The sequence below is a fragment of the Allorhizobium ampelinum S4 genome (genome assembly GCF_000016285.1).
GTDB classification, from domain to species: domain Bacteria; phylum Pseudomonadota; class Alphaproteobacteria; order Rhizobiales; family Rhizobiaceae; genus Allorhizobium; species Allorhizobium ampelinum.
This window is the reverse complement of sequence record NC_011981.1, coordinates 582,437-600,332: the sequence shown is the minus strand read 5'-3', so window position 1 is coordinate 600,332 and position 17,896 is coordinate 582,437. Positions and strand designations below refer to the sequence as shown.

Genomic DNA, 17,896 nt, shown 5'->3' with positions numbered 1-17,896 from the left:
TGTTTGGTCCTATTTGCCCTTCTCTAAAGCTGGCTTTTAGTGGCGCAGTTCCGAGAGAAAACGCTGGGCGCGGGGATGGGTGGGATTGGTGAAGAAGGTTTCCGGTGGTGCTATTTCCAGAATTTGCCCGGCATCGATAAACCAGATGTGGTCGGCCACATCGCGGGCAAAGCCCATTTCATGGGTCACGCACATCATGGTCATGCCATCGGCGGCAAGGCTTTTCATCACCGCCAGCACTTCGCCGACCATTTCCGGGTCCAGCGCGCTGGTGGGTTCATCAAACAGCATCACTGGAGGTTCCATGGCGAGTGCGCGGGCAATGGCCACACGCTGCTGCTGGCCACCCGACAATTGCGCCGGATAGGCATTGGCTTTGTCGGCAAGGCCAACCCGATCCAGCAACCGAATGGCTTTATCATGGGCCACGTCGGGGGCCACGCCTTTGACCCGCACGGGCGACATGGCGACGTTATCGACAACGGACAGATGCGGAAACAGGTTAAAGCTCTGGAATACAAAGCCAATCTGGCTGCGCAGGGCATTGAGCTGCTTTGTGCGCATCGGCACATGCACCTCCTGCCCCTCAAAGGAGATCGAGCCGCTGCTGATTTCCTCAAGGCGATTGATCGTGCGGATCAGGGTGGATTTGCCAGATCCCGACGGCCCGCAGATGACAACAACCTCGCCCCGGTTGACATGGGCATCAACACCTTTCAGCACCTCGTAATTGCCATAGCTCTTGCGAACCTTGGACAGCGTAATGGTTTGCTGCTTTTCAATGGCTGGCTTGGATAAGGGCATGGCTTCTACTCCGAGACAAGTTGGGGCGTGATGCTGGGGGCGTCTTCACCTTTGCCGGACAGACCGGCACGGCGGCGGGAGATGCTGCCCTCCAATCGTTTGGCGGCATGGGTCAGGCTCCAGCAAATCACGTAATAGATCAGGGCAAGGATCAGGTAGACCTGAAACGGCTGGGTCAGCAGATCATTGTTGACCTGATTGGCAGCAAAGGTCAGGTCCGGCACATTGATGACAGAGCCCAGTGTTGTGTCCTTGATGGTTGAGACGAAGGTAGACAGGATGCTGGGAATGACATTGTACAGCGCCTGCGGCAAAACCACATAGCGCATGGCGCTGGGATAGCTGTGCCCAAGGGCCTTGGCGGCTTCCATCTGTCCATGGCCCAGCGCAACAATGCCGCTTCGCACAACTTCGCTGAGAAAGCAGCTTTGATACACCACCAGCGTTGTCAGCATGGTGATAAAGCTTGGCACATCGGCCCCCGTGAGCAGCGGCACCAGAAAATAGCACCACAAAATCAACATCAGCAACGGCACGCCACGGGTGACATAGACGAGGAACGTGACCGGCCAGCGCAGCGTGCGCCATTTGGACATGCGCGCAAGGGCCAAAAGAATGCTGAGGGGAAAGGCCAGCGCGATGCTGAAAACCGATAGGATCAGCGTGTTGGCAAGGCCACCGAGCGGGCCATTGGGATATTGGCCGATCAACAACAGCAACCAATAGTCCTGCACAATCTTGATGATGTCGTGGATCATGCCCGCACACCCCTTGCATGATCAACGCGCCACTGCAGATACGCGCCGCCTGCCATGATCAGCAGAGAAAAGAACAGATACAGCACCGTGCCAATCAGATAGCTCTCAAATGTTCTGAAGGTGATGTTTTCGATTTCCTTCACGGCATGGGTAAGCTCTGACGCACCAACAACAATCGCAAGACTGCTGTTTTTAAACAGCGATACCGTATGATTGATCAGCGGTGGCAGTGCATTGCGCACCCCTTGCGGAATCATCACGTAACGCATGGCCGAGAGATAGCCGTGGCCCAAGGCGCGGGCCGCTTCCATCTGGCCTGGGCTGATGGAGCGCAGGCCTGAGCGCAGGTCTTCGCTGAAGTAAGCGGCCTGACACAGGCCAAGACCGATAACCGCAAAGATGGTTTCGGCATTGTGATTGACCAGCCATGCGCTGAGGCCGCTGGGCATCAGGGTGAAAATGCCAAAATACCACAGCACCAGCTGCACAAGCGTTGGCACATTGCGGTGATAGGAAACATAGGCCGTGACAATGGCATTGCCGATACCGCCCGGCGAAAACCGCAGCGCCAGCAGTAAAACCGCAAGTGTCATCGCCAAAACCCATGAGCCAATGGCGATAATGAAGGTCATCTCTATGCCGTGCAGCAGCATGGAGACATAGTCTGGATTGCCAAGAATTGCTGAGAGATCGAACCCCTTCAAGGCTTCCGCTCCTCCGGCTTGGCCGTCTGCAATCCGCCCATCACTTGTAGGGTGGGGGTGATTTCCATATGGCCGATGTTAACGGCAATGGGTGCGGCAATGGCAAAGGCAATGGCATCGGCAATGTCGGACGCCTGTGGCAATTCAAAGCCATCAATAAAGCGCTCACGCACTGAAGGGTCATCACCGTGGACATGGGTGAAAATATCGGTTGCAACGCGGCCGGGGCAGATTTCCGTGACCCGCACGCGCTTGCCAAAGGCATCAATGCGCAACTGGTTGGACAGCATGCTGACGCCAGCCTTGGTAGCGTGATAGGAGGAATTTCCACCGAAATTATACTGAGCGGCGATGGATGAGATGTTGATAACGTGGCCACGATCGCGCGCCACCATGCCCGGCACAACCATGCGGCACAGATGCAAGACAGCCCGCAGGTTCACATCCACCAGCAGGTCAATATCGCCGTCTTCTGCTTCCAGAAACTTCTTTGGACGGTCAACACCGGCATTATTGACGAGAATATCAAATGGAATTTTGGATGTGAGGTCCGCCAGAGCGGCGCGATCCGTGACGTCAATCACATGGGCAATGCAGCCGGTTTTCTCGGAAAGCTGTTTGAGGAGATCACCACTTCTGGCAACCGCATGCACTTCAACATTCTCAGCGCACAGCCGCTCCACAATAGCGGCTCCGATCCCGGAGGATGCGCCAGTGACAAGCGCAGTTTTGTAATCCGAAAATGGCATCTGACGTCCTCTTTTGTTCTTGGGAAAGACTAGCGAAGCTTTAGTCTGAGCGATAATGCCGATTATATGTGGAGTGATAAGCCTATCTTATGAGCTTGGTGGCAATTGCCCAAAAACTGGTCTTCATGATCGCACAACCCGCCAAAGCCAGCTCAAAACCTTGTTTTATCCATTTACGGCGTGACGGCTGCTGCATAGTGTGAAGGCTTGACCCCATAGAATTCGAGTTTACTTCCCCCATGGATATCAGGCGCTTCAAATCCTTCATCGTGATTGTCGATACAGGCAGCATTACCCGTGCGGCCGATATTCTGCATATCGCTCAGCCCGCCTTGAGCCAGCAACTTGCCTCGCTGGAAGAACATTTCGGCACGAAGCTTTTGCTGCGCAGCCAGCAAGGCGTGGTGATGACCGATGCGGGCGCGCAAGTCTATCGTCATGCGCAGATGATTCTGCGGCAGATGGATCAGGCCCATGCCGATGTGCTGGCCGCAGGCAAGCATTTGGCCGGGCGGGTCTCGGTGGGTCTGGCTCCGTTTAGCAGCGCGGCAACGCTCTCGTTTGAGTTGCTGGCGGAAACACGCAGGCTTTATCCGGGCATTGTGCTGCATCTGACCGAAAGCGTGGGGCAGGCCTATAGCCAAATGTTGATGAACAACAAGCTTGAAATCGCCCTCATCCACGGCACCGGACCCATGAAGGGTGTTCACTTCGATCCTTTACTGCGCGAAGATTTCTTTCTGGTGGCCCATGAGGATTTTGGCATTGAGGCCGATGACAAGCCGCTCTCGGTCGCCAATCTGGAAGAGCTGCCTTTTCTGCTGCCGCCGCCGTATAATTTTGTGCGCCGTGCCGTGGATATGGCCTTTGCCCGCAGCCGTACCAAGCTGAACGTGATTGGCGAGGTAGAGGTTATTCGCACCCTGACGCGGGCAGTCAGTGGCGGTGTTGGGGCAACTATCATGCCCAAGGCGGTGGCTGATCGCATCACCGCAGAGGCAAGCAGCCAGATCATCTGCCGCACCCTGTCGCCGCAGATTGAAGAAACCCTGTCACTCTGTGTGTCTGAACACGCGCAATTGTCAGACTCAGCCGTGGCCGTCAGGGATATTTTGCTGCGTTTGACGCGGCAGTTGAAGAATTAGAGCGGTTTATGCGCGCCATGCATCCGTTGGGATGCATGGTGCAATATTTTCTACATGGCCAAGATTACTTCATATCCTTGCAGAATTGCGCAATCCGGTCACAGCCCGCTGTAAGCCGTTCCATGCTGGTGGCATAGGAAATGCGGAAGAAGGGGCTCATGCCATAGGCCGCACCTTGAACGGTCGCAACATGCTGCTCATCAATCAGGGCCGAGACGAAATCGGCGTCGTTTTCAATCTTGCGGCCACCCTTGGTGGTTTTGCCAATCAGGCCAGCGATGCTGGGGAAGATGTAAAACGCACCTTCAGGCTTATGGGCGCGCAGACCATCAATCTCGGCAAGGCGCGACAGCACATAATCACGACGGCCCTTGTAGATATTGGCGCGTTCTTTCAACAGATCCTGCGGACCATCCAGAACAGCCATGGCAGCGGCCTGAGTGATGGTGGATGTACCGCCCGCGTTCTGGCCGTTGACATTGCTGATTGCCTTGATGAGATCCTTCGGGCCACCGCAATAGCCAAGACGCCAACCAGTCATGGCATAGGCCTTTGAGGCGCCGTTTACCGTCAGCACGCGGTCATAGAGGCGTGGTTCAACTTCGGCGATGGTGCAAAATTCAAAGCCGTCGTAGATCAGGTGTTCATAGATGTCGTCGGTCATGATCCAGACGTCGGGATGACGCAGCATCACTTCGGCAATTGCGGCCATATCCTGGCGCGAGCAGGCGGCACCTGTGGGATTGTTGGGGAAGTTCAAAAACAGCCATTTGGTTTTGGGCGTAATGGCCGCCTCAAGGTCTTCGGCGCGCAGCTTGAAACCATTCTGCTGCGGGCATTCCACGGGAACCGGCACACCGCCTGCAAAGCGTACGATATCGGCATAGCTGATCCACGATGGCGTGGGGATCACCACTTCGTCGCCGGGATTGCAGGTGGCCATCACCGCATTGAAAATCACCTGCTTGCCACCACCTGCGACAACAATCTGGCTTGGGTCATAGTCCAAGCTGTTTTCGCGCTTGAATTTGCGGGAAATGGCAGCGCGCAAGGCAGCGGTGCCATCCAGCGGCGGATATTTGGTGTCACCAGCCAGCGCTGCCGCATGCGCAGCTTCAATGGCGTGGGCGGGGGTGGCAAAATCCGGCTCGCCAGATGAGAGGGATACAACGTCAATGCCCTGGGCGGCAAGTTCGCGGGCACGCTGCGTCATGGCTGCGGAAGCGGAAACCGCGACATTCTTGAGACGGTCGGCAATCATTGGCTTGGGCATGGACATGGTCTAGACTTTCAAGTGTTGTGGTGAAGGTTTCAAAATCGGGTGATGTCAGGCAATCACGTCGCGGGCAGTGGCAAGGGTAGCACCCGTGGCTTCAATTTCGCTGCGCACAATTTTCGCCAGTTCCAGCGATCCGGGCGTATCGCTATGCACGAGAATGGAGCGGGCGGGCATGGCAATGGTCTGGCCGTCGATGGTGGTGACGGTTGCCGTTTCAAGGAATTGTTTGACGCGGGCGCGCACCGCCATTTCTTCCTTGATGACCGAATTGGCCACGCCGCGCGGCACGAGTGCGCCGTTGGCATCATAAGCGCGGTCGGCCAGAAACAGCGTCAGCGTCTTTAATCCACAGCGGAGCGCCGAGCGCTCGATTTCCGAGCCAGACATGCAAAACACAATAATCTCAGGAGCCACGGTTTTCACCGCTGCCAGGACCAGATCGCACAGTGCCGGGTCGTGATTGACGCGATTTCCCATGGCGGCGTGGAAGCTGATGTGATCAACGGAAAGGCCTTCGCTGGCGGCAATCGCGCTCAAGGCCCCCAATTGATAAAGCACTTGCGCCCGCAGTTCTTCTGCTGACACGGGAATATCGCGGCGGCCAAAACCCAGCCGATCAGGAAAGCCGGGGTGCGCGCCAATGCCGACGCCTCGGGCCTTGGCCAGCCGCACCATGCGCAGCATCATTTCCGGGTCGCCCGCATGAAAACCGCAGGCAATATTGGCCGAGGACACAACATCCATCAGTGCTTCATCGTCACACAGGCGGTAGGGACCAAAGCCTTCGCCCATATCGGAATTGAGATCAATCTTCATCATCTATCCTCAGATTTAGCGCTTGGTCATGGTGGCGAGGGCGTCGGTCAACAGCGGCACGGTGTTGCGAATGTCGGCCAAATAGCCCGCCACGGCTTGTTCTGCGGCTTTCGCCTCAGCCAGAGTGGATTGAACAAAGCGGATGCGGCTGCCAATGCGGGCTTGGCCCAAGCGCCAGAGGTCAATGTCAATCACACCCGCCATTTTGGGATAACCGCCTGCGGTATTGGCATCGCTCATTTGAATGATCGGCTCACCCGCAGGCGGCACCTGCACCACGCCTGTGACCACGCCATGGGAGCGCATTTCAACATGCTCCTTGAGCTTCACCGGAGCGCCAGACAGGCGATAGCCGGTGCGGTCGCTCTGGGAGGAGATTTTCCAATCCTGCGCCCAGAACCGCATCGATTCTTCGCCAAACCAGTCATGCTCGCCTGCGGGCAGGGCGCGGATGGGCAAAATGCCATTCTCAACCGCTGGAAAATGATCCTGCAATGCCACCTCTGGCGGCATCACGCCGAAACCGGAGGATGGGATCGGCAGAGCCTGCGCCTCACCTAAAGCGAGACGATCACCAACCGCCAAAAACCGCCCGTGATAACCGCCAAAGGCTCCCCGCAACGACGTGCTGCGAGACCCCATCACCAGCGGCACATCAATGCCACCGGAAAAGCACAGATAGGCCCGAGCCGCTTTGGTGGGTGTTTTCAGCTCAAGCTCTTGCCCTGCGAAAACCGGAAGCGCCCACCATGGCGGCATGGCTTTGCCGTCCAGCGTTGCCGCGCAGTCGGCTCCGGTGATAGCGACAAAACCGTCCTTTTCAAACCGCAGCCGAAAGGGAAAGGTCTGAATCTCAAGGCCTGCGGCCCCCTCATCATTGCCCAGCATCAGATTGCCGATTTTCAGCGCAACAGGGTCCATCGCGCCACAGGTGGTGACGCCGATGTTGCGAAATCCAAAACGGCCAAGATCCTGCACGGTGTTGAGGGGGCCAGTGGTGAGAACCTCGATCATAGCTCGATCCTCTCGGCAATAAAGCGCACCGTATCGCCGGGAGCCAGCAGGGCAGGCGAGGCCGCCATGGGATCAAACATCGGCACGTCGGCAAAGCCGATGGAGTTCCAGCCATTCGGCCCGGTCAAGACTGCAACCCCGGTCTGCATGCCGCCAATGGTCAGGCAGCCACGCGCCATTTTCAGCGATGGCACGGTTTTTCGCGGCATGTGAATGCGCGGGTCAAGTCCATGCAGGTAGCCAAAGCCCGGTGCAGAACCCAGTGCAAACACGGTGTAGGTACCAGCCGCATGAATTTTGACAATATCGCGATCTGATAGGCCGGAAAGATCGCAAAGCGCAGGAAGATCAGTGGCATGGTCTCCACCATAGGTCACCGGGATTTCAACGGTTTTCCCGGTCAAATCCATGCCTTGCGCCGCATTCCATGCTTCCAGCAGGCGGCTTGCGATGGCCGCGTGGTCTTCAGGCGTGTGATGCAGCACCAACAGCAGATTGGTCATGCCCGGCACAATTTCCTGCACATCCGGCCAATCCTGAACTATGGCGGATAAGGCCCAGATACGCCGCTGCGAGGCCAAATCAAACGGGCCGGGCGCATCCACCACAAAGGCTTTGGTGCCAATGGCAGAGATTTTCGGCATATCCGCTGTGGAGGAAGCAATCACTGCGGGATGTGTCAGGGTTTTCATATCCATTGTCGCCATCAGGGTTGTTCGACCAAAAACAAAGGGTCGCCATAGCCAACGAGGGTGCCGCTTTTGACCAAGGCTTCGCCAAGAATGCCGTCTTGCGGTGCGATAACATTCAGAAGTACGGGGCCAATTTTGACAAAGCCGACCGTATCGCCTGCTTTGACCACAGGCCCATCTTTTGCCGCTTCATCGGCGCGAGCTGGGTGATGGGCCAGAAAATGCCCCACGCAGGGAGCCTTAACCGCAACGGATGAAGCAGGTTTTTGCTTATCTCGCGTCTGGAGTGAAATTTGGGCTGCCCCTCCCGCCATCACGATTTTGATCTGCTGATCGTCGCGCTCAATGGCGATGGTGCTGACACCGGCCTGCTCCAACCATGCTGTGAGCGTTGCGATCACCTCTGGACTGGTGAAATCCGCGGCGGATCGGGATTTGGAACGAGTGCGTGTTGTCATGCTGCGCTCCGCTTGCTCAACCATTTTTCAAGATGGTGGATATCGGCCCCACCCGCGCAAAAGCCCGCATCTTCAAAAATCGCCTTATGCAGCGCGATATTGGTGGTGATCCCGTCGATCTTGAGTGCGTCCAGAGCTGCGCGCATGCGCACTATGGCCTCGTCGCGGGTTGGGGCATGCACAATCAGCTTGGCAATCAGGGAGTCATAATGGGCAGGCACGGTATAGCCTTCCACAACATGGGTATCGACCCGCACGCCCTCGCCGGAGGGAAGCTGTAAAGCGGTGATCTTGCCCGGTGATCCGGCAAAGGTGTAAGGGTCTTCGGCATTGATCCGGCATTCAAACGAATGGCCGTTGGTTTGAATATCCGCTTGGGTCAGCATCATCGGCAGGCCAAGCGCCACGCGCAATTGCTCACAGACAATATCCAACCCGCTGGTCATCTCGGTCACGGGATGTTCCACCTGAAGGCGGGTGTTCATTTCAATGAAATAGAATTCGCCATTCTCATAGAGAAACTCAAACGTGCCGACGCCGCGATAGCCAATCCGCTGGCAGGCCGCCACGCAACGTGCACCCACAGTCGCCGCAACATCGGCGGGAATACCGGGTGATGGCGCTTCTTCCACCACTTTCTGGTGGCGGCGCTGCATGGAGCAATCGCGATGGCCAAGCCAAACGGCATTGCCGAAATTATCGCACAACACCTGAATTTCCACATGGCGTGGCTTCTCAAGAAACTTTTCCATGTAAAGCTCGGGATTGCCAAAAGCCCGCCGCGCTTCCTCACGGGTGATGGAAACGGCATCAGCAAGCGCCGCCGCATCGCGCACAATGCGCATGCCGCGTCCACCGCCGCCGCCCGCGGCCTTGATAATCACTGGATAGCCAATTTTGGCGGCGATCTCGGCAATATCAGCCATGTCTTCGCCAAGGGCCGTGTCTGGTCCCGGCACGCAAGGCACGCCTGCCTCGATCATTGCCCGCTTGGCGGCGATTTTATCACCCATAATGCGAATGGCAGAGGCTGGTGGGCCTATGAAGGTCAGCCCGGCCTGCTCAACAGCTTCGGCAAAATCAGCGTTTTCCGACAGGAAGCCGTAGCCCGGATGCACCGCACCCGCACCAGATGCCCGCATGGCCAGAAGAATTGCGGATTGATTGAAATAGCTGCGACCCGGCGCAGAAGGGCCGATACAGATGAATTCATCCCCGGTTGCGCCATAGGGCGCATCGCGGTCGGCCTCAGAGCAGATCATCACGGTGCGCAGGCCAAGTTCCCGGCAGGCGCGCTGGATGCGCAGGGCAATCTCGCCACGATTGGCAATCAGAACCGTATCAAAGGGGCGTTTCGTGTCCGATGTCATCCGGCAATCTCCAGCATGGGCTGCCCGGCATCCACCTCTTGGCCGTCCTCAACAAGCAAACGAACAACCTTGCCTGCGCGCTCTGCCGTAATGGTGTTGAACACTTTCATGGCTTCAACGATGAACAGGCTTTGGCCCACCTCCACGGAATCGCCAACCGAAACAAAGGGGTTTGCTCCGGGATTGGGAGCGCGGTGAAAAATGCCAAACACGGGTGCAGATACGGTATCGACACCTCCACTAGCGGACGGCTTTGGTGTCTCTGCCACGCTGTCTTTTGGGCCGATTGCGATGGCATCCTGCGCATGCGGGTAATGGGAAATCCGAACTGTCGTGCCGTTTTCGGTGACGCTCAACTCCGAAATACGGGATTGACCAACAAAGTCTATGAGCGTTTTGATCTTGTCGAGATCCATTCAAACCACCGGATGTGATAGTGTCATCATGCCGTCTTCAGAGGCCAGAGCAATTGCGTTTCAGCAGGATTGATCCGTAAAGACGTTCAAAAACAGCTAGCACGACCCTTCCTGTGATGGGGGCAAACAAAGTTTGAATGGTGCGCGCCCGCCATGGAAAAGCGGGGCGCAGTTCTTAGGCGAGACAGCTCCAATGGCCCTCTCCACCGAGACGCTTGATGACCTCCATCAGGATCTGTCTCACCTCAAGAACCGCCTTGGTCGGTGGATGATTGACCGGCATATCCAGCACAAGGCGTCGAAACAGCTCCGGTGCCCTCAGTGGAATGACCGAGAGTTGTCCTGCCTGATGATCGGCGTAGACGGCTCCCCGACCCAGAATGGTCAATCCCAACCCGGCACGGATAGCCGCTTTGGTGCTGGCCACTCCCTCGATCACCCGAACAATATTGATTTTTTGACCAAGAATAAGGGCCTGCTTTTCCAAAAGGATGCGAATTCCATGACGCTGCGAGGGCATGATCAGCGGAAGGCTCAAAGCTTCGCGGAGCGGCAAATCATTCTGCCTTTGGGTAAAGGCATTCAGAGGCCCGACGGCATAGAGCCGCTCGTCAAACAAAGGCACCGCCGTTGGTTTGGCAACATCCAGAAGGTTCACGGCTAGATCATGCGCATGGATATCGGTCGCTGTGCGCAGGGTCTGGCTATCGCCCTCGCTGATCGTCAGGCGGATTTTTGGAAACCGGCGGTCACATGCTTCCAGAACCGGAATGGAGAGAATGGGAGACAGCGAGCTGAGAATACCAAGCGAGACATCACCACTTGGATATTTCGCCTGCTCCCGCGTTGCGGCTTCGGCCTGCTCTACCGCCCGAAGGATTGCCTGAGCATGGACCAGCAGCGTTTGGCCTGCCTCCGTTACCACGACGCCACGCGAGGTCCGGTTGAGCAATTGCAGCCCCAGTTGGTCTTCCAGCGCGCGCACATGCAAGCTCAGCGCTGGTTGGGCTACACCCAGCTCACTGGCGGCACGGGTAAAGGAGCCTAGCTCTGCAATGCGCGCAAAATAGCGCATTTTTGTTACATCCAATGCCAAGGCTGCCTCCTGATATACAGCATTCATATATCAAGTATCGTCAATATATATTTGTTGGCATAGCGCAAGCCTCTTAAAACGGAGGAGACCGCGCAAGGGCTGGGGTTAACCTGCGCCGTTTCGCCCTATCGAACGAAGCTGTTTTGAGGTTGCCATGATCCACATTAAGAAAATTCCCGAGCGTCCAAGCCAGCAAGAGATTGATGCGATTGCGAAATTCTCGCCTGCGACCCTGCATGAAGCGCAGGGTCGTCGCGGTGCGCTTTCCTCCCGCATCAAGCCAGTGGATTACCGCATGAAGCTTTGCGGGCCTGCTTTCACGGTCAAGTCTGCGCCACGCGACAACATCATGCTGCAACTGGCGATCAATTATGCGCAACCGGGCGACATCATCGTGGTGTCCGGCGGCGAATACGAGGAGGCGGGGTCATTCGGTGATGTTCTGGCCAATGCCTGCCTCGCCAAAGGCATTGGTGGCCTTGTGACTGATACAGGTGTGCGCGATACCTTGCAGCTTCGAGATCTTGGCTTTCCGGTATTTTCACTCAGTGTTTGCATCAAGGGAACCGTGAAGGAAACCTTGACCGCAGTGAACGACCCGATTGTCATTGGCGATGAGCTTGTTTTTCCGGGCGACATTATCGTCGGTGATGCCGACGGTCTGGTGGTGGTCCGCCGACAGGAGGCGGTGGATGTTGCCGCACTTGCCCAAGCCCGGGAAGATGCTGAAGCTGGCTATATTGCCGCTTATAAGGCGGGGAAGTCGGTCATTGAAGTCAGTAATCTTGAGCCCGTGCTGAGGGCTAAAGGATTTTCGGTCGAAGCGTGAGCGGGTGCTCCGGACATGGATTTGAAATTCCCCTTAAAATCTAAGAGTCTGTCCGAGAAATCATCATTGGCGTGCGATCCGTCTGACGATGGTCATGGCGTAAAGATGTGAAACAGTAAAGAAGGTAGGCCTCGTTTGAAAGGGCGATAGGCAACTGATTTTACTTGCAAAATTTCAACGAAAGCACTGCGTCATCGGCTCCGATCGCCACCCTACCCGATCTCTATTTCATTTCCGCAAATCACGACCTTACAGGACCAATCATAGGGGGCACCAGCCAGGCTGGCGCCCCCTATGGGCTTTACGACAGATGATGCGGTCTGGTCATGCCGTAGACGGGCGTATCGATGCCGACTTGACGAGCTTTCAGCTGCAATGACAGATATTGCGAATAGTGTCGTGACTGGTGCAGGTTGCCGCCGTGGAACCACAGTGCGTCCTGTTGCGTCGGCTTCCACATGTTGCGTTGTTCGCCCTCCCAGGGACCGGGGTCCTTAGTCGTATCGGAGCCGAGCCCCCAACATTTGCCGATTTTGTCAGCGACGTCGCGCGAAATGAGATCGGCCGCCCAGCCGTTCATCGAGCCATAGCCGGTGGCATAGACCACGAGATCCGCTGGCAACTGGGTACCATCCTTCAGCACGACGGCGTTTTCGGTCAAATGCGAGACGTCCACGCCGGATTTGAGCTTGATCGAGCCGTCAATCACCAGATCACAGGCGCCGACATCGATGTAATAGCCCGATCCACGTCGCAGATATTTCATGAACAGGCCAGACTCGTCGTCGCCGAAGTCCAGCATGAAGCCGGCCTCTTCCAGTGCCTTATAAAAATCTGCGTCCTGTTCACGAATCCTGTTGTAAATCGGGATCTGAAACTCATGCATGATCCGGTAGGGCAGGGATGCAAAAATCAGGTCGGCCTTACGCGTGGTCATGCCGCCCTGCACCGCCCTTTCCGAGTAGAGATCGCCCAGACCGATCTCCATCAGTGAACCCGATTTGACGATATGGGTGGATGACCGTTGCAGCATGGTGACATCGGCGCCGGCTTCCCAGAGCGCTGCGCAGATATCGTGGGCGGAATTGTTGGAGCCGATCACCACCACTCGCTTGCCGGCATAGGCATCAGGCCCCGGATGTTGCGAGGAATGTTGCTGTTCACCCTTGAACACATCCTGACCGGGGAAATTCGGCACATTGGCCTTGCCCGACATGCCCGTCGCCAGCACCAGCTGCTTTGGCTTGAGCACGATTTCCTTGCCGGCGCGTTCAACAATGACTGTCCATTCGCCGGTCGCTTCATCGAATTGCGCCGACTTGCAGGTCGTGGAGCTCCAGTAGTTCAACTCCATGACTTTGGTATACATTTCCAGCCAGTCGCCTACCTTGTCCTTCGGGGTGAAGACGGGCCAGTTTTCCGGGAAGGGAATATACGGCAAATGATCGTACCAGACGGGGTCGTGCAGGCAGAGTGACTTGTAGCGCTTGCGCCAGCTGTCGCCCGGGCGCTCGTTCTTCTCGATGATGATTGTTGGCACACCCAGCTGGCGAAGCCGTGCGCCAAGGGCAATGCCTCCCTGGCCGCCACCGATGATAACGACATAGGGTTGCGCCGAATAGCCCAGCTCGGCGCTCTCGCTCTCGCGCTTTTCTTTCCAGGTCATGCGGTTACGGTCATGGCCGTGCTCGGCCCCCATCGGGCGGCGGATGCCTTTCGGCTCTTCATGGCCCTTCAATTCGGTCATGGTGGTCAAGAGGGTCCATATCCGCCCATCCTTCAGGCGGATATGTCCGTAACCGCGTGCGACGCCCGTTTCGAACTCGAACCAGCCGTCAGTGATCCCACCAGCATCAGTGGCGGGCTCTTTTGGATCCTGTACGAAATTCGAGGGTGTGATGGCGCCAAGCTGGCTCTTCAGCATCTCTCGGATCTGCTCGTGACCCTCGAGTGTCTTAAGGTTCCAGGTGAATGTCACCAGATCGCGCCAATAGCAATCGGTCTGAAACAGGTTGACGGCGGCATCAATGTCGCCGCTTTCAAGCGCTTTGCCGAGCTTCGACAAAACCGTGTCTATCTTGGTAGCTGGGCTGATATCAAGCATGGTCTTCTCCTCCGTAGTGCTTGTGTCATCGGTGATGAAGCGCCCCTCCAGGCGCCTTTCGAAGCGGCCATCACCTGCGCGGTCTCCTCTCCCGCAACAGGCTTTGGCCACGACGCTATTTCGAAAGATCGATCAGGATCTTGAGTTGGGCTCCCGCCGGGTCGAGCAGGACGTCGAAGCCTTCTTTGACAGCTGTGTCGAGGGTGACGCGCTTGGTGACGATCTTCATTGCCGGCAGCTGGCCGGAAGCAATCAGCCTGATGACCCGTGGCCAATAATGTGTCGGGTAGGCCCAGGACCCTTTGATTTCGAGATCTTTGAATGTCACCTGGAACCAGTCGATCGGATTTTCATGCGGATGCAACCCGGTCTGGACCACGACGCCCTGCTTGCGCACGGCGTCGACGCAGGCCTTCAGCGCATGTTCGTTGCCTACGCATTCGATGGCGACATCGCAGCCGACGTTGCCTTCCGTTTGCAAGCGAACGACATCACCGACATTGTCGCGCTGCGGGTTGATCGTGATGACATCGGGCAACACCCCTTTCGCAAGCGCGAGCCTGGAGTCATTGAGGTCGGACACAAAAAGCTGGGTGGCGCCCGCCGCGCGCGCGGCAAGCAACGTCAGCATGCCGATGGGACCAGCGCCCGTCACGAGGACGCTTGTGCCAGCCGTTACGCCGCCGCGATCGCAGGCATAGACAGCAACCGCCGTTGGCTCGACCAGGGCTGCCTCTTCATCGCTCATCTCCTCCGGGATTTTCTGGACATTGTAGTCATTGACGAGCGCTGCGTCGGCCATGCCGCCGCCATCCCAGCTCAAGCCCACCAGCGCTAACTGCGTGCTTAAGTGGAAAAGGCCGCGATCGGCGAAATAGTCGCCGGACCTTGGCATGACGAGGGGCTGGATGGATACGCGGTCGCCAACAACAACGGACGTAACGCCCTCGCCAATCGCCTCGACGAAGCCGCCGAATTCATGGCCGAGCACTTGCGGGCCATGGGCGCCGGTGAAGGGGTGTGGCTCGGTCGGGATGAAGATCGGGCCGTAGCTGTATTCATGAAGATCCGTGCCGCAAATCCCGACGAAGCGATTACGGACCAGAACCTGACCTGGTCCCGGTCGCTTCGGCTCGGCAATGTCGTCCAGTCGCAAATCCTTGGCTGCATGAAATCTAAGCGCGCGCATGTTTCCTCCCTTGGCTGCTGTCGATGCCAAGAGAAGAGCAATACCCGTGCCAGTGGCTCCTGGCAGGGCGAAGGACTGGAATTATTCAGTTTTCGAGGCGGGGCAGGTTTCGCTACGCCACAGCTGTGGCGCGACAGGTGTGGCGTATGCCACAGTCCGGATGCTCAATGCGGCCTGTCTATGCCGAACCTGCGCATACGGCGATGCATTGTGGTGCGATCAATACCGAGGCGGCGCGCCGCCTCGGAAACATTGCCATGGCAAGCGGCGAGCACCGCGCGAAGTTCGGCTTCAGGGCTGTCGTCGCCAGGCAGCTGCACGTTGGCAGCCAGCTGTTCTGGAAGGTCCGTTACCTCAATCAGCCCATCGTCGCACAGGGCTGCGGCGAAGGCGATCGCATTGTCCAGCTCGCGGATATTGCCTGGCCAGCGATGATTGAGGATCAAAAGGCGGGCAGTGTTTGAAAGCCTGAGCGATCGGTTCACCGGAGCATGTTTTTCGAGCAACTTGTCGAGGAGCCATGGCAAGTCGCCGCGCTCACAAAGCCGTGGAAGGGATAGTACGGCGGCATTCAGCCGGTAATAGAGGTCTTGCCGGAATGCGCCGGTTGCGACCATGTCGGCCAAAGACCGATGCGACGCAGACACGACGCGAAACTCCACCTTGCGCGCCACCGAACCGCCGACCGGCAACACCTCACCCTCGGCCAGAACCCTGAGCAACCTGCTTTGCGCGGCGTATGGCATGTCGCCGATTTCGTCGAGGAACAGGGTTCCGCCCACCGCTTCCTCGACCAACCCCTTTCGTCCCTTGACAAGGGCGCCGGTGAAGGCGCCTGGCGCATAGCCGAACAATTCGCTTTCGATCAGCTGTTCAGGGATTGCTGCGCAATTGACCGCAACGAAGCGGCCTGACAACCCGCTCACCTCGTGGATGATGCGTGCCAGATATTCCTTGCCGGTTCCGGTCTCGCCCTGAAGCAGGATCGGCAGTGCGCTCGGTGCGAGCTTGGCGATCTTGCGGCGAAGGCTGTCCATGATTTCGACACTGCCGCCGAGCAGGTTCATGGCTGGCGGCGACCGAAGAGCTCGGACGAGCGGCGTCCCGGCCACGCGCTGTTGCGGCTCGATCGCATGGGCAAAGAGGACCGACCCATCGCGCACGGCAATCCGCCGGTCTTGCGGCAGGCTGGCGCGGGTCAGCGAAGCGAGCTCGTCCAAGCCTGCCTCGAAAAAATCCGCGACCGGCTGGCCAAGCACAAGCTCGGGCTGTCGCCAGTCAATTCCACGCGAGGCAGCGAGAAGCCGCGCGCCGCCATGCGTCATGCCGGTGATGCGTCCGGCGCCATCGACGGAAATCGCCGCTTCCGGATCAACATCGAGAAATTCCGGCGCGCCAGCAAAGCGCAGCACCAGGTCGTGTCGACTGTTCGCCATGAGATTGGCGAGCTCGATGCGCCGCACGGTCGAGGAGACAAGATGACGTGCCATATTCTGGCTCGTCTTTAAGATGGGTGAGCTCAGCAGCGAAATATCGAGGACCGCTGCCAACGCGCCTTGCGTGTCATAGATCGGTGCAGCGGTGCAGGAGAGTGGTGTATGGGTGATGTCAAAATGGTCGGTCTGATGGATCGTCAGAGCCTCGCCGGTGGCCAGGCAGGCGCCAACAGCGCACGTGCCAGCGCGGGGCTCGGACCATTCCGAGCCGAGATAGAGCCCGGCCTTTCGCAAGTTGTTGTTGAAGGAGGGATCACCGAGAAATTCGACGGTTACGCCCTGCCGGTCGGAGAGGAGAAGAACATAATTCTGCTCGGCAACCTGCCGGTAGAGCCGCTCCAGCCCAGAGCGTGCGATGTGTACGAGGTCCTCCGCCTGCTGACGATGTTCGCGCAGGCGTGTTTGCGAGACGATAACCGCCTCACGCGCTTGCGCCGGGTCGAGCTGGTAGGTCTCCAGGCAACGCCGCCAGGATTCCACGACAATGGCGTCGCGGCCGGTATTGCTTCCCTGCCCGACGCGCTCGATTTCCTTGACGTGATCGGCAAAACCCATGAAATCACCGGCTCTTGAAAAGCCGCCTCCCGTGATCTTTAAGGAGATCATAGCCCCAATTGCCAGAAGCGCCTAATGCTTCGAGACATCTTGTCGGTCACGCGTAGCGATTGTCGGGCAGGTTGCTTTCGCGGCAAACAAATGGCTAACAATGGCAGGCTGGCAACTATCTTTAAGCTGGGCCTAGCTGGCTCCATGTGGAGCCGTTTTTGAAGGCCTGTGCAACAGCGCTGAAGATTGAGGCGGCTAGAAAAGGCAGTAAATACCTGATTTTAAATGAAAAATTTTTGCAGGATGGGGCATGACCGGCACCGATCTTGCCCCATCCAGGCTGCATTTTTATTCAGTAAATTAAGGTCTTACGGGGCTGATCATAGGGGTCGACCCGCGACACTCATTCATAGTCGGCGTTGACCCAAAAA

At 57.4% G+C, this 17,896-nt stretch carries 17 protein-coding genes; 2 read left to right on the top strand and 15 right to left on the bottom strand.

Annotated features, from left to right (window positions below; translation table 11 throughout):
* Window positions 1-36: 36 nt before the first annotated feature.
* Genes AVI_RS28355 through AVI_RS28340 form a run of 4 tightly spaced genes read right to left on the bottom strand, consistent with a single transcriptional unit; the run spans window position 37 to window position 3,015 of the window.
* Complete coding sequence (locus AVI_RS28355) at window positions 37-804, bottom strand: amino acid ABC transporter ATP-binding protein (protein ID WP_015918691.1); 768 nt, start codon at window positions 802-804, stop codon at window positions 37-39.
* Between the two features lie 5 nt (window positions 805-809).
* Window positions 810-1,562: an amino acid ABC transporter permease gene (locus tag AVI_RS28350; RefSeq protein WP_015918690.1), complete on the bottom strand. Its 753-nt coding sequence runs from the start codon at window positions 1,560-1,562 to the stop codon at window positions 810-812.
* Window positions 1,559-2,266, bottom strand: coding sequence for an amino acid ABC transporter permease (locus AVI_RS28345; protein WP_015918689.1), 708 nt, complete (start codon window positions 2,264-2,266; stop codon window positions 1,559-1,561). Before AVI_RS28345 ends, AVI_RS28350 begins: the two co-directional genes overlap by 4 nt.
* Complete coding sequence (locus AVI_RS28340; RefSeq protein WP_015918688.1) at window positions 2,263-3,015, bottom strand: SDR family oxidoreductase; 753 nt, start codon at window positions 3,013-3,015, stop codon at window positions 2,263-2,265. The genes AVI_RS28345 and AVI_RS28340 overlap by 4 nt, the downstream gene beginning before the upstream one ends.
* Before the next feature lie 239 nt (window positions 3,016-3,254).
* Here AVI_RS28340 and nac point away from each other — a divergent pair, with 239 nt between their 5' ends.
* A complete protein-coding gene (nac, locus tag AVI_RS28335; RefSeq protein WP_015918687.1) occupies window positions 3,255-4,160 on the top strand; it encodes a nitrogen assimilation transcriptional regulator NAC in 906 nt (301 codons plus the stop codon).
* A gap of 64 nt (window positions 4,161-4,224) precedes the next feature.
* Here the strand turns inward: nac and AVI_RS28330 are convergent, their stop codons facing one another.
* The 8 genes from AVI_RS28330 to AVI_RS28295 all read right to left on the bottom strand — a co-directional run bounded on the left by AVI_RS28330 (window position 4,225) and on the right by AVI_RS28295 (window position 11,301).
* Window positions 4,225-5,439, bottom strand: a complete 1,215-nt coding sequence (locus AVI_RS28330; RefSeq protein ID WP_015918686.1) for a pyridoxal phosphate-dependent aminotransferase — start codon at window positions 5,437-5,439, stop codon at window positions 4,225-4,227.
* Between the two features lie 48 nt (window positions 5,440-5,487).
* The gene (locus AVI_RS28325; protein WP_015918685.1) at window positions 5,488-6,255 is read right to left on the bottom strand and encodes a 5-oxoprolinase subunit PxpA; all 768 of its coding nucleotides are present in this window, start codon (window positions 6,253-6,255) and stop codon (window positions 5,488-5,490) included.
* A 15-nt stretch (window positions 6,256-6,270) separates the two neighbouring features.
* Complete coding sequence (locus tag AVI_RS28320; protein ID WP_015918684.1) at window positions 6,271-7,269, bottom strand: 5-oxoprolinase subunit C family protein; 999 nt, start codon at window positions 7,267-7,269, stop codon at window positions 6,271-6,273.
* Window positions 7,266-7,967 carry a 5-oxoprolinase subunit PxpB gene (gene pxpB, locus AVI_RS28315; protein ID WP_139192487.1) on the bottom strand — a complete coding sequence of 234 codons (702 nt, stop codon included), beginning with the start codon at window positions 7,965-7,967 and terminating at the stop codon, window positions 7,266-7,268. Before pxpB ends, AVI_RS28320 begins: the two co-directional genes overlap by 4 nt.
* Before the next feature lie 8 nt (window positions 7,968-7,975).
* A complete protein-coding gene (locus tag AVI_RS28310; protein WP_015918682.1) occupies window positions 7,976-8,419 on the bottom strand; it encodes an acetyl-CoA carboxylase biotin carboxyl carrier protein in 444 nt (147 codons plus the stop codon).
* Entirely contained in the window at window positions 8,416-9,789 is a 1,374-nt protein-coding gene (gene accC / locus AVI_RS28305) for an acetyl-CoA carboxylase biotin carboxylase subunit (protein WP_015918681.1), read from the bottom strand. Before accC ends, AVI_RS28310 begins: the two co-directional genes overlap by 4 nt.
* A complete protein-coding gene (locus AVI_RS28300; RefSeq protein ID WP_015918680.1) occupies window positions 9,786-10,205 on the bottom strand; it encodes an acetyl-CoA carboxylase biotin carboxyl carrier protein in 420 nt (139 codons plus the stop codon). The genes accC and AVI_RS28300 overlap by 4 nt, the downstream gene beginning before the upstream one ends.
* Before the next feature lie 175 nt (window positions 10,206-10,380).
* Window positions 10,381-11,301, bottom strand: coding sequence for a LysR family transcriptional regulator (locus AVI_RS28295; protein ID WP_041700123.1), 921 nt, complete (start codon window positions 11,299-11,301; stop codon window positions 10,381-10,383).
* A gap of 154 nt (window positions 11,302-11,455) precedes the next feature.
* Between AVI_RS28295 and AVI_RS28290 the strand changes: the two genes are divergently transcribed.
* The gene (locus AVI_RS28290) at window positions 11,456-12,130 is read left to right on the top strand and encodes a 4-carboxy-4-hydroxy-2-oxoadipate aldolase/oxaloacetate decarboxylase (RefSeq protein WP_015918678.1); all 675 of its coding nucleotides are present in this window, start codon (window positions 11,456-11,458) and stop codon (window positions 12,128-12,130) included.
* Between the two features lie 301 nt (window positions 12,131-12,431).
* Here AVI_RS28290 and AVI_RS28285 read toward each other — a convergent pair whose 3' ends face one another.
* The 3 genes from AVI_RS28285 to AVI_RS28275 form a co-directional block, all read right to left on the bottom strand.
* Window positions 12,432-14,234 carry an NAD(P)/FAD-dependent oxidoreductase gene (locus AVI_RS28285; protein WP_015918677.1) on the bottom strand — a complete coding sequence of 601 codons (1,803 nt, stop codon included), beginning with the start codon at window positions 14,232-14,234 and terminating at the stop codon, window positions 12,432-12,434.
* 115 nt (window positions 14,235-14,349) lie between these two features.
* Complete coding sequence (locus AVI_RS28280) at window positions 14,350-15,423, bottom strand: 2,3-butanediol dehydrogenase (protein WP_015918676.1); 1,074 nt, start codon at window positions 15,421-15,423, stop codon at window positions 14,350-14,352.
* Between the two features lie 164 nt (window positions 15,424-15,587).
* Window positions 15,588-17,474 carry a sigma-54-dependent Fis family transcriptional regulator gene (locus tag AVI_RS28275; RefSeq protein ID WP_015918675.1) on the bottom strand — a complete coding sequence of 629 codons (1,887 nt, stop codon included), beginning with the start codon at window positions 17,472-17,474 and terminating at the stop codon, window positions 15,588-15,590.
* Between the last annotated feature and the right edge of the window lie 422 nt (window positions 17,475-17,896).

Bases quoted from the DNA above. Each gene is read 5' to 3' on its own strand.
- AVI_RS28355 (WP_015918691.1), bottom strand. From the start codon at position 804: ATGCCCTTATCCAAGCCAGCCATTGAAAAGCAGCAAACCATTACGCTG.
- AVI_RS28350 (WP_015918690.1), bottom strand. From the start codon at position 1,562: ATGATCCACGACATCATCAAGATTGTGCAGGACTATTGGTTGCTGTTG.
- AVI_RS28340 (WP_015918688.1), bottom strand. From the start codon at position 3,015: ATGCCATTTTCGGATTACAAAACTGCGCTTGTCACTGGCGCATCCTCC.
- nac (WP_015918687.1), top strand. From the start codon at position 3,255: ATGGATATCAGGCGCTTCAAATCCTTCATCGTGATTGTCGATACAGGC.
- AVI_RS28330 (WP_015918686.1), bottom strand. From the start codon at position 5,439: ATGTCCATGCCCAAGCCAATGATTGCCGACCGTCTCAAGAATGTCGCG.
- AVI_RS28325 (WP_015918685.1), bottom strand. From the start codon at position 6,255: ATGAAGATTGATCTCAATTCCGATATGGGCGAAGGCTTTGGTCCCTAC.
- AVI_RS28320 (WP_015918684.1), bottom strand. From the start codon at position 7,269: ATGATCGAGGTTCTCACCACTGGCCCCCTCAACACCGTGCAGGATCTT.
- pxpB (WP_139192487.1), bottom strand. From the start codon at position 7,967: ATGGATATGAAAACCCTGACACATCCCGCAGTGATTGCTTCCTCCACA.
- AVI_RS28310 (WP_015918682.1), bottom strand. From the start codon at position 8,419: ATGACAACACGCACTCGTTCCAAATCCCGATCCGCCGCGGATTTCACC.
- accC (WP_015918681.1), bottom strand. From the start codon at position 9,789: ATGACATCGGACACGAAACGCCCCTTTGATACGGTTCTGATTGCCAAT.
- AVI_RS28300 (WP_015918680.1), bottom strand. From the start codon at position 10,205: ATGGATCTCGACAAGATCAAAACGCTCATAGACTTTGTTGGTCAATCC.
- AVI_RS28290 (WP_015918678.1), top strand. From the start codon at position 11,456: ATGATCCACATTAAGAAAATTCCCGAGCGTCCAAGCCAGCAAGAGATT.
- AVI_RS28285 (WP_015918677.1), bottom strand. From the start codon at position 14,234: ATGCTTGATATCAGCCCAGCTACCAAGATAGACACGGTTTTGTCGAAG.
- AVI_RS28280 (WP_015918676.1), bottom strand. From the start codon at position 15,423: ATGCGCGCGCTTAGATTTCATGCAGCCAAGGATTTGCGACTGGACGAC.
- AVI_RS28275 (WP_015918675.1), bottom strand. From the start codon at position 17,474: ATGGGTTTTGCCGATCACGTCAAGGAAATCGAGCGCGTCGGGCAGGGA.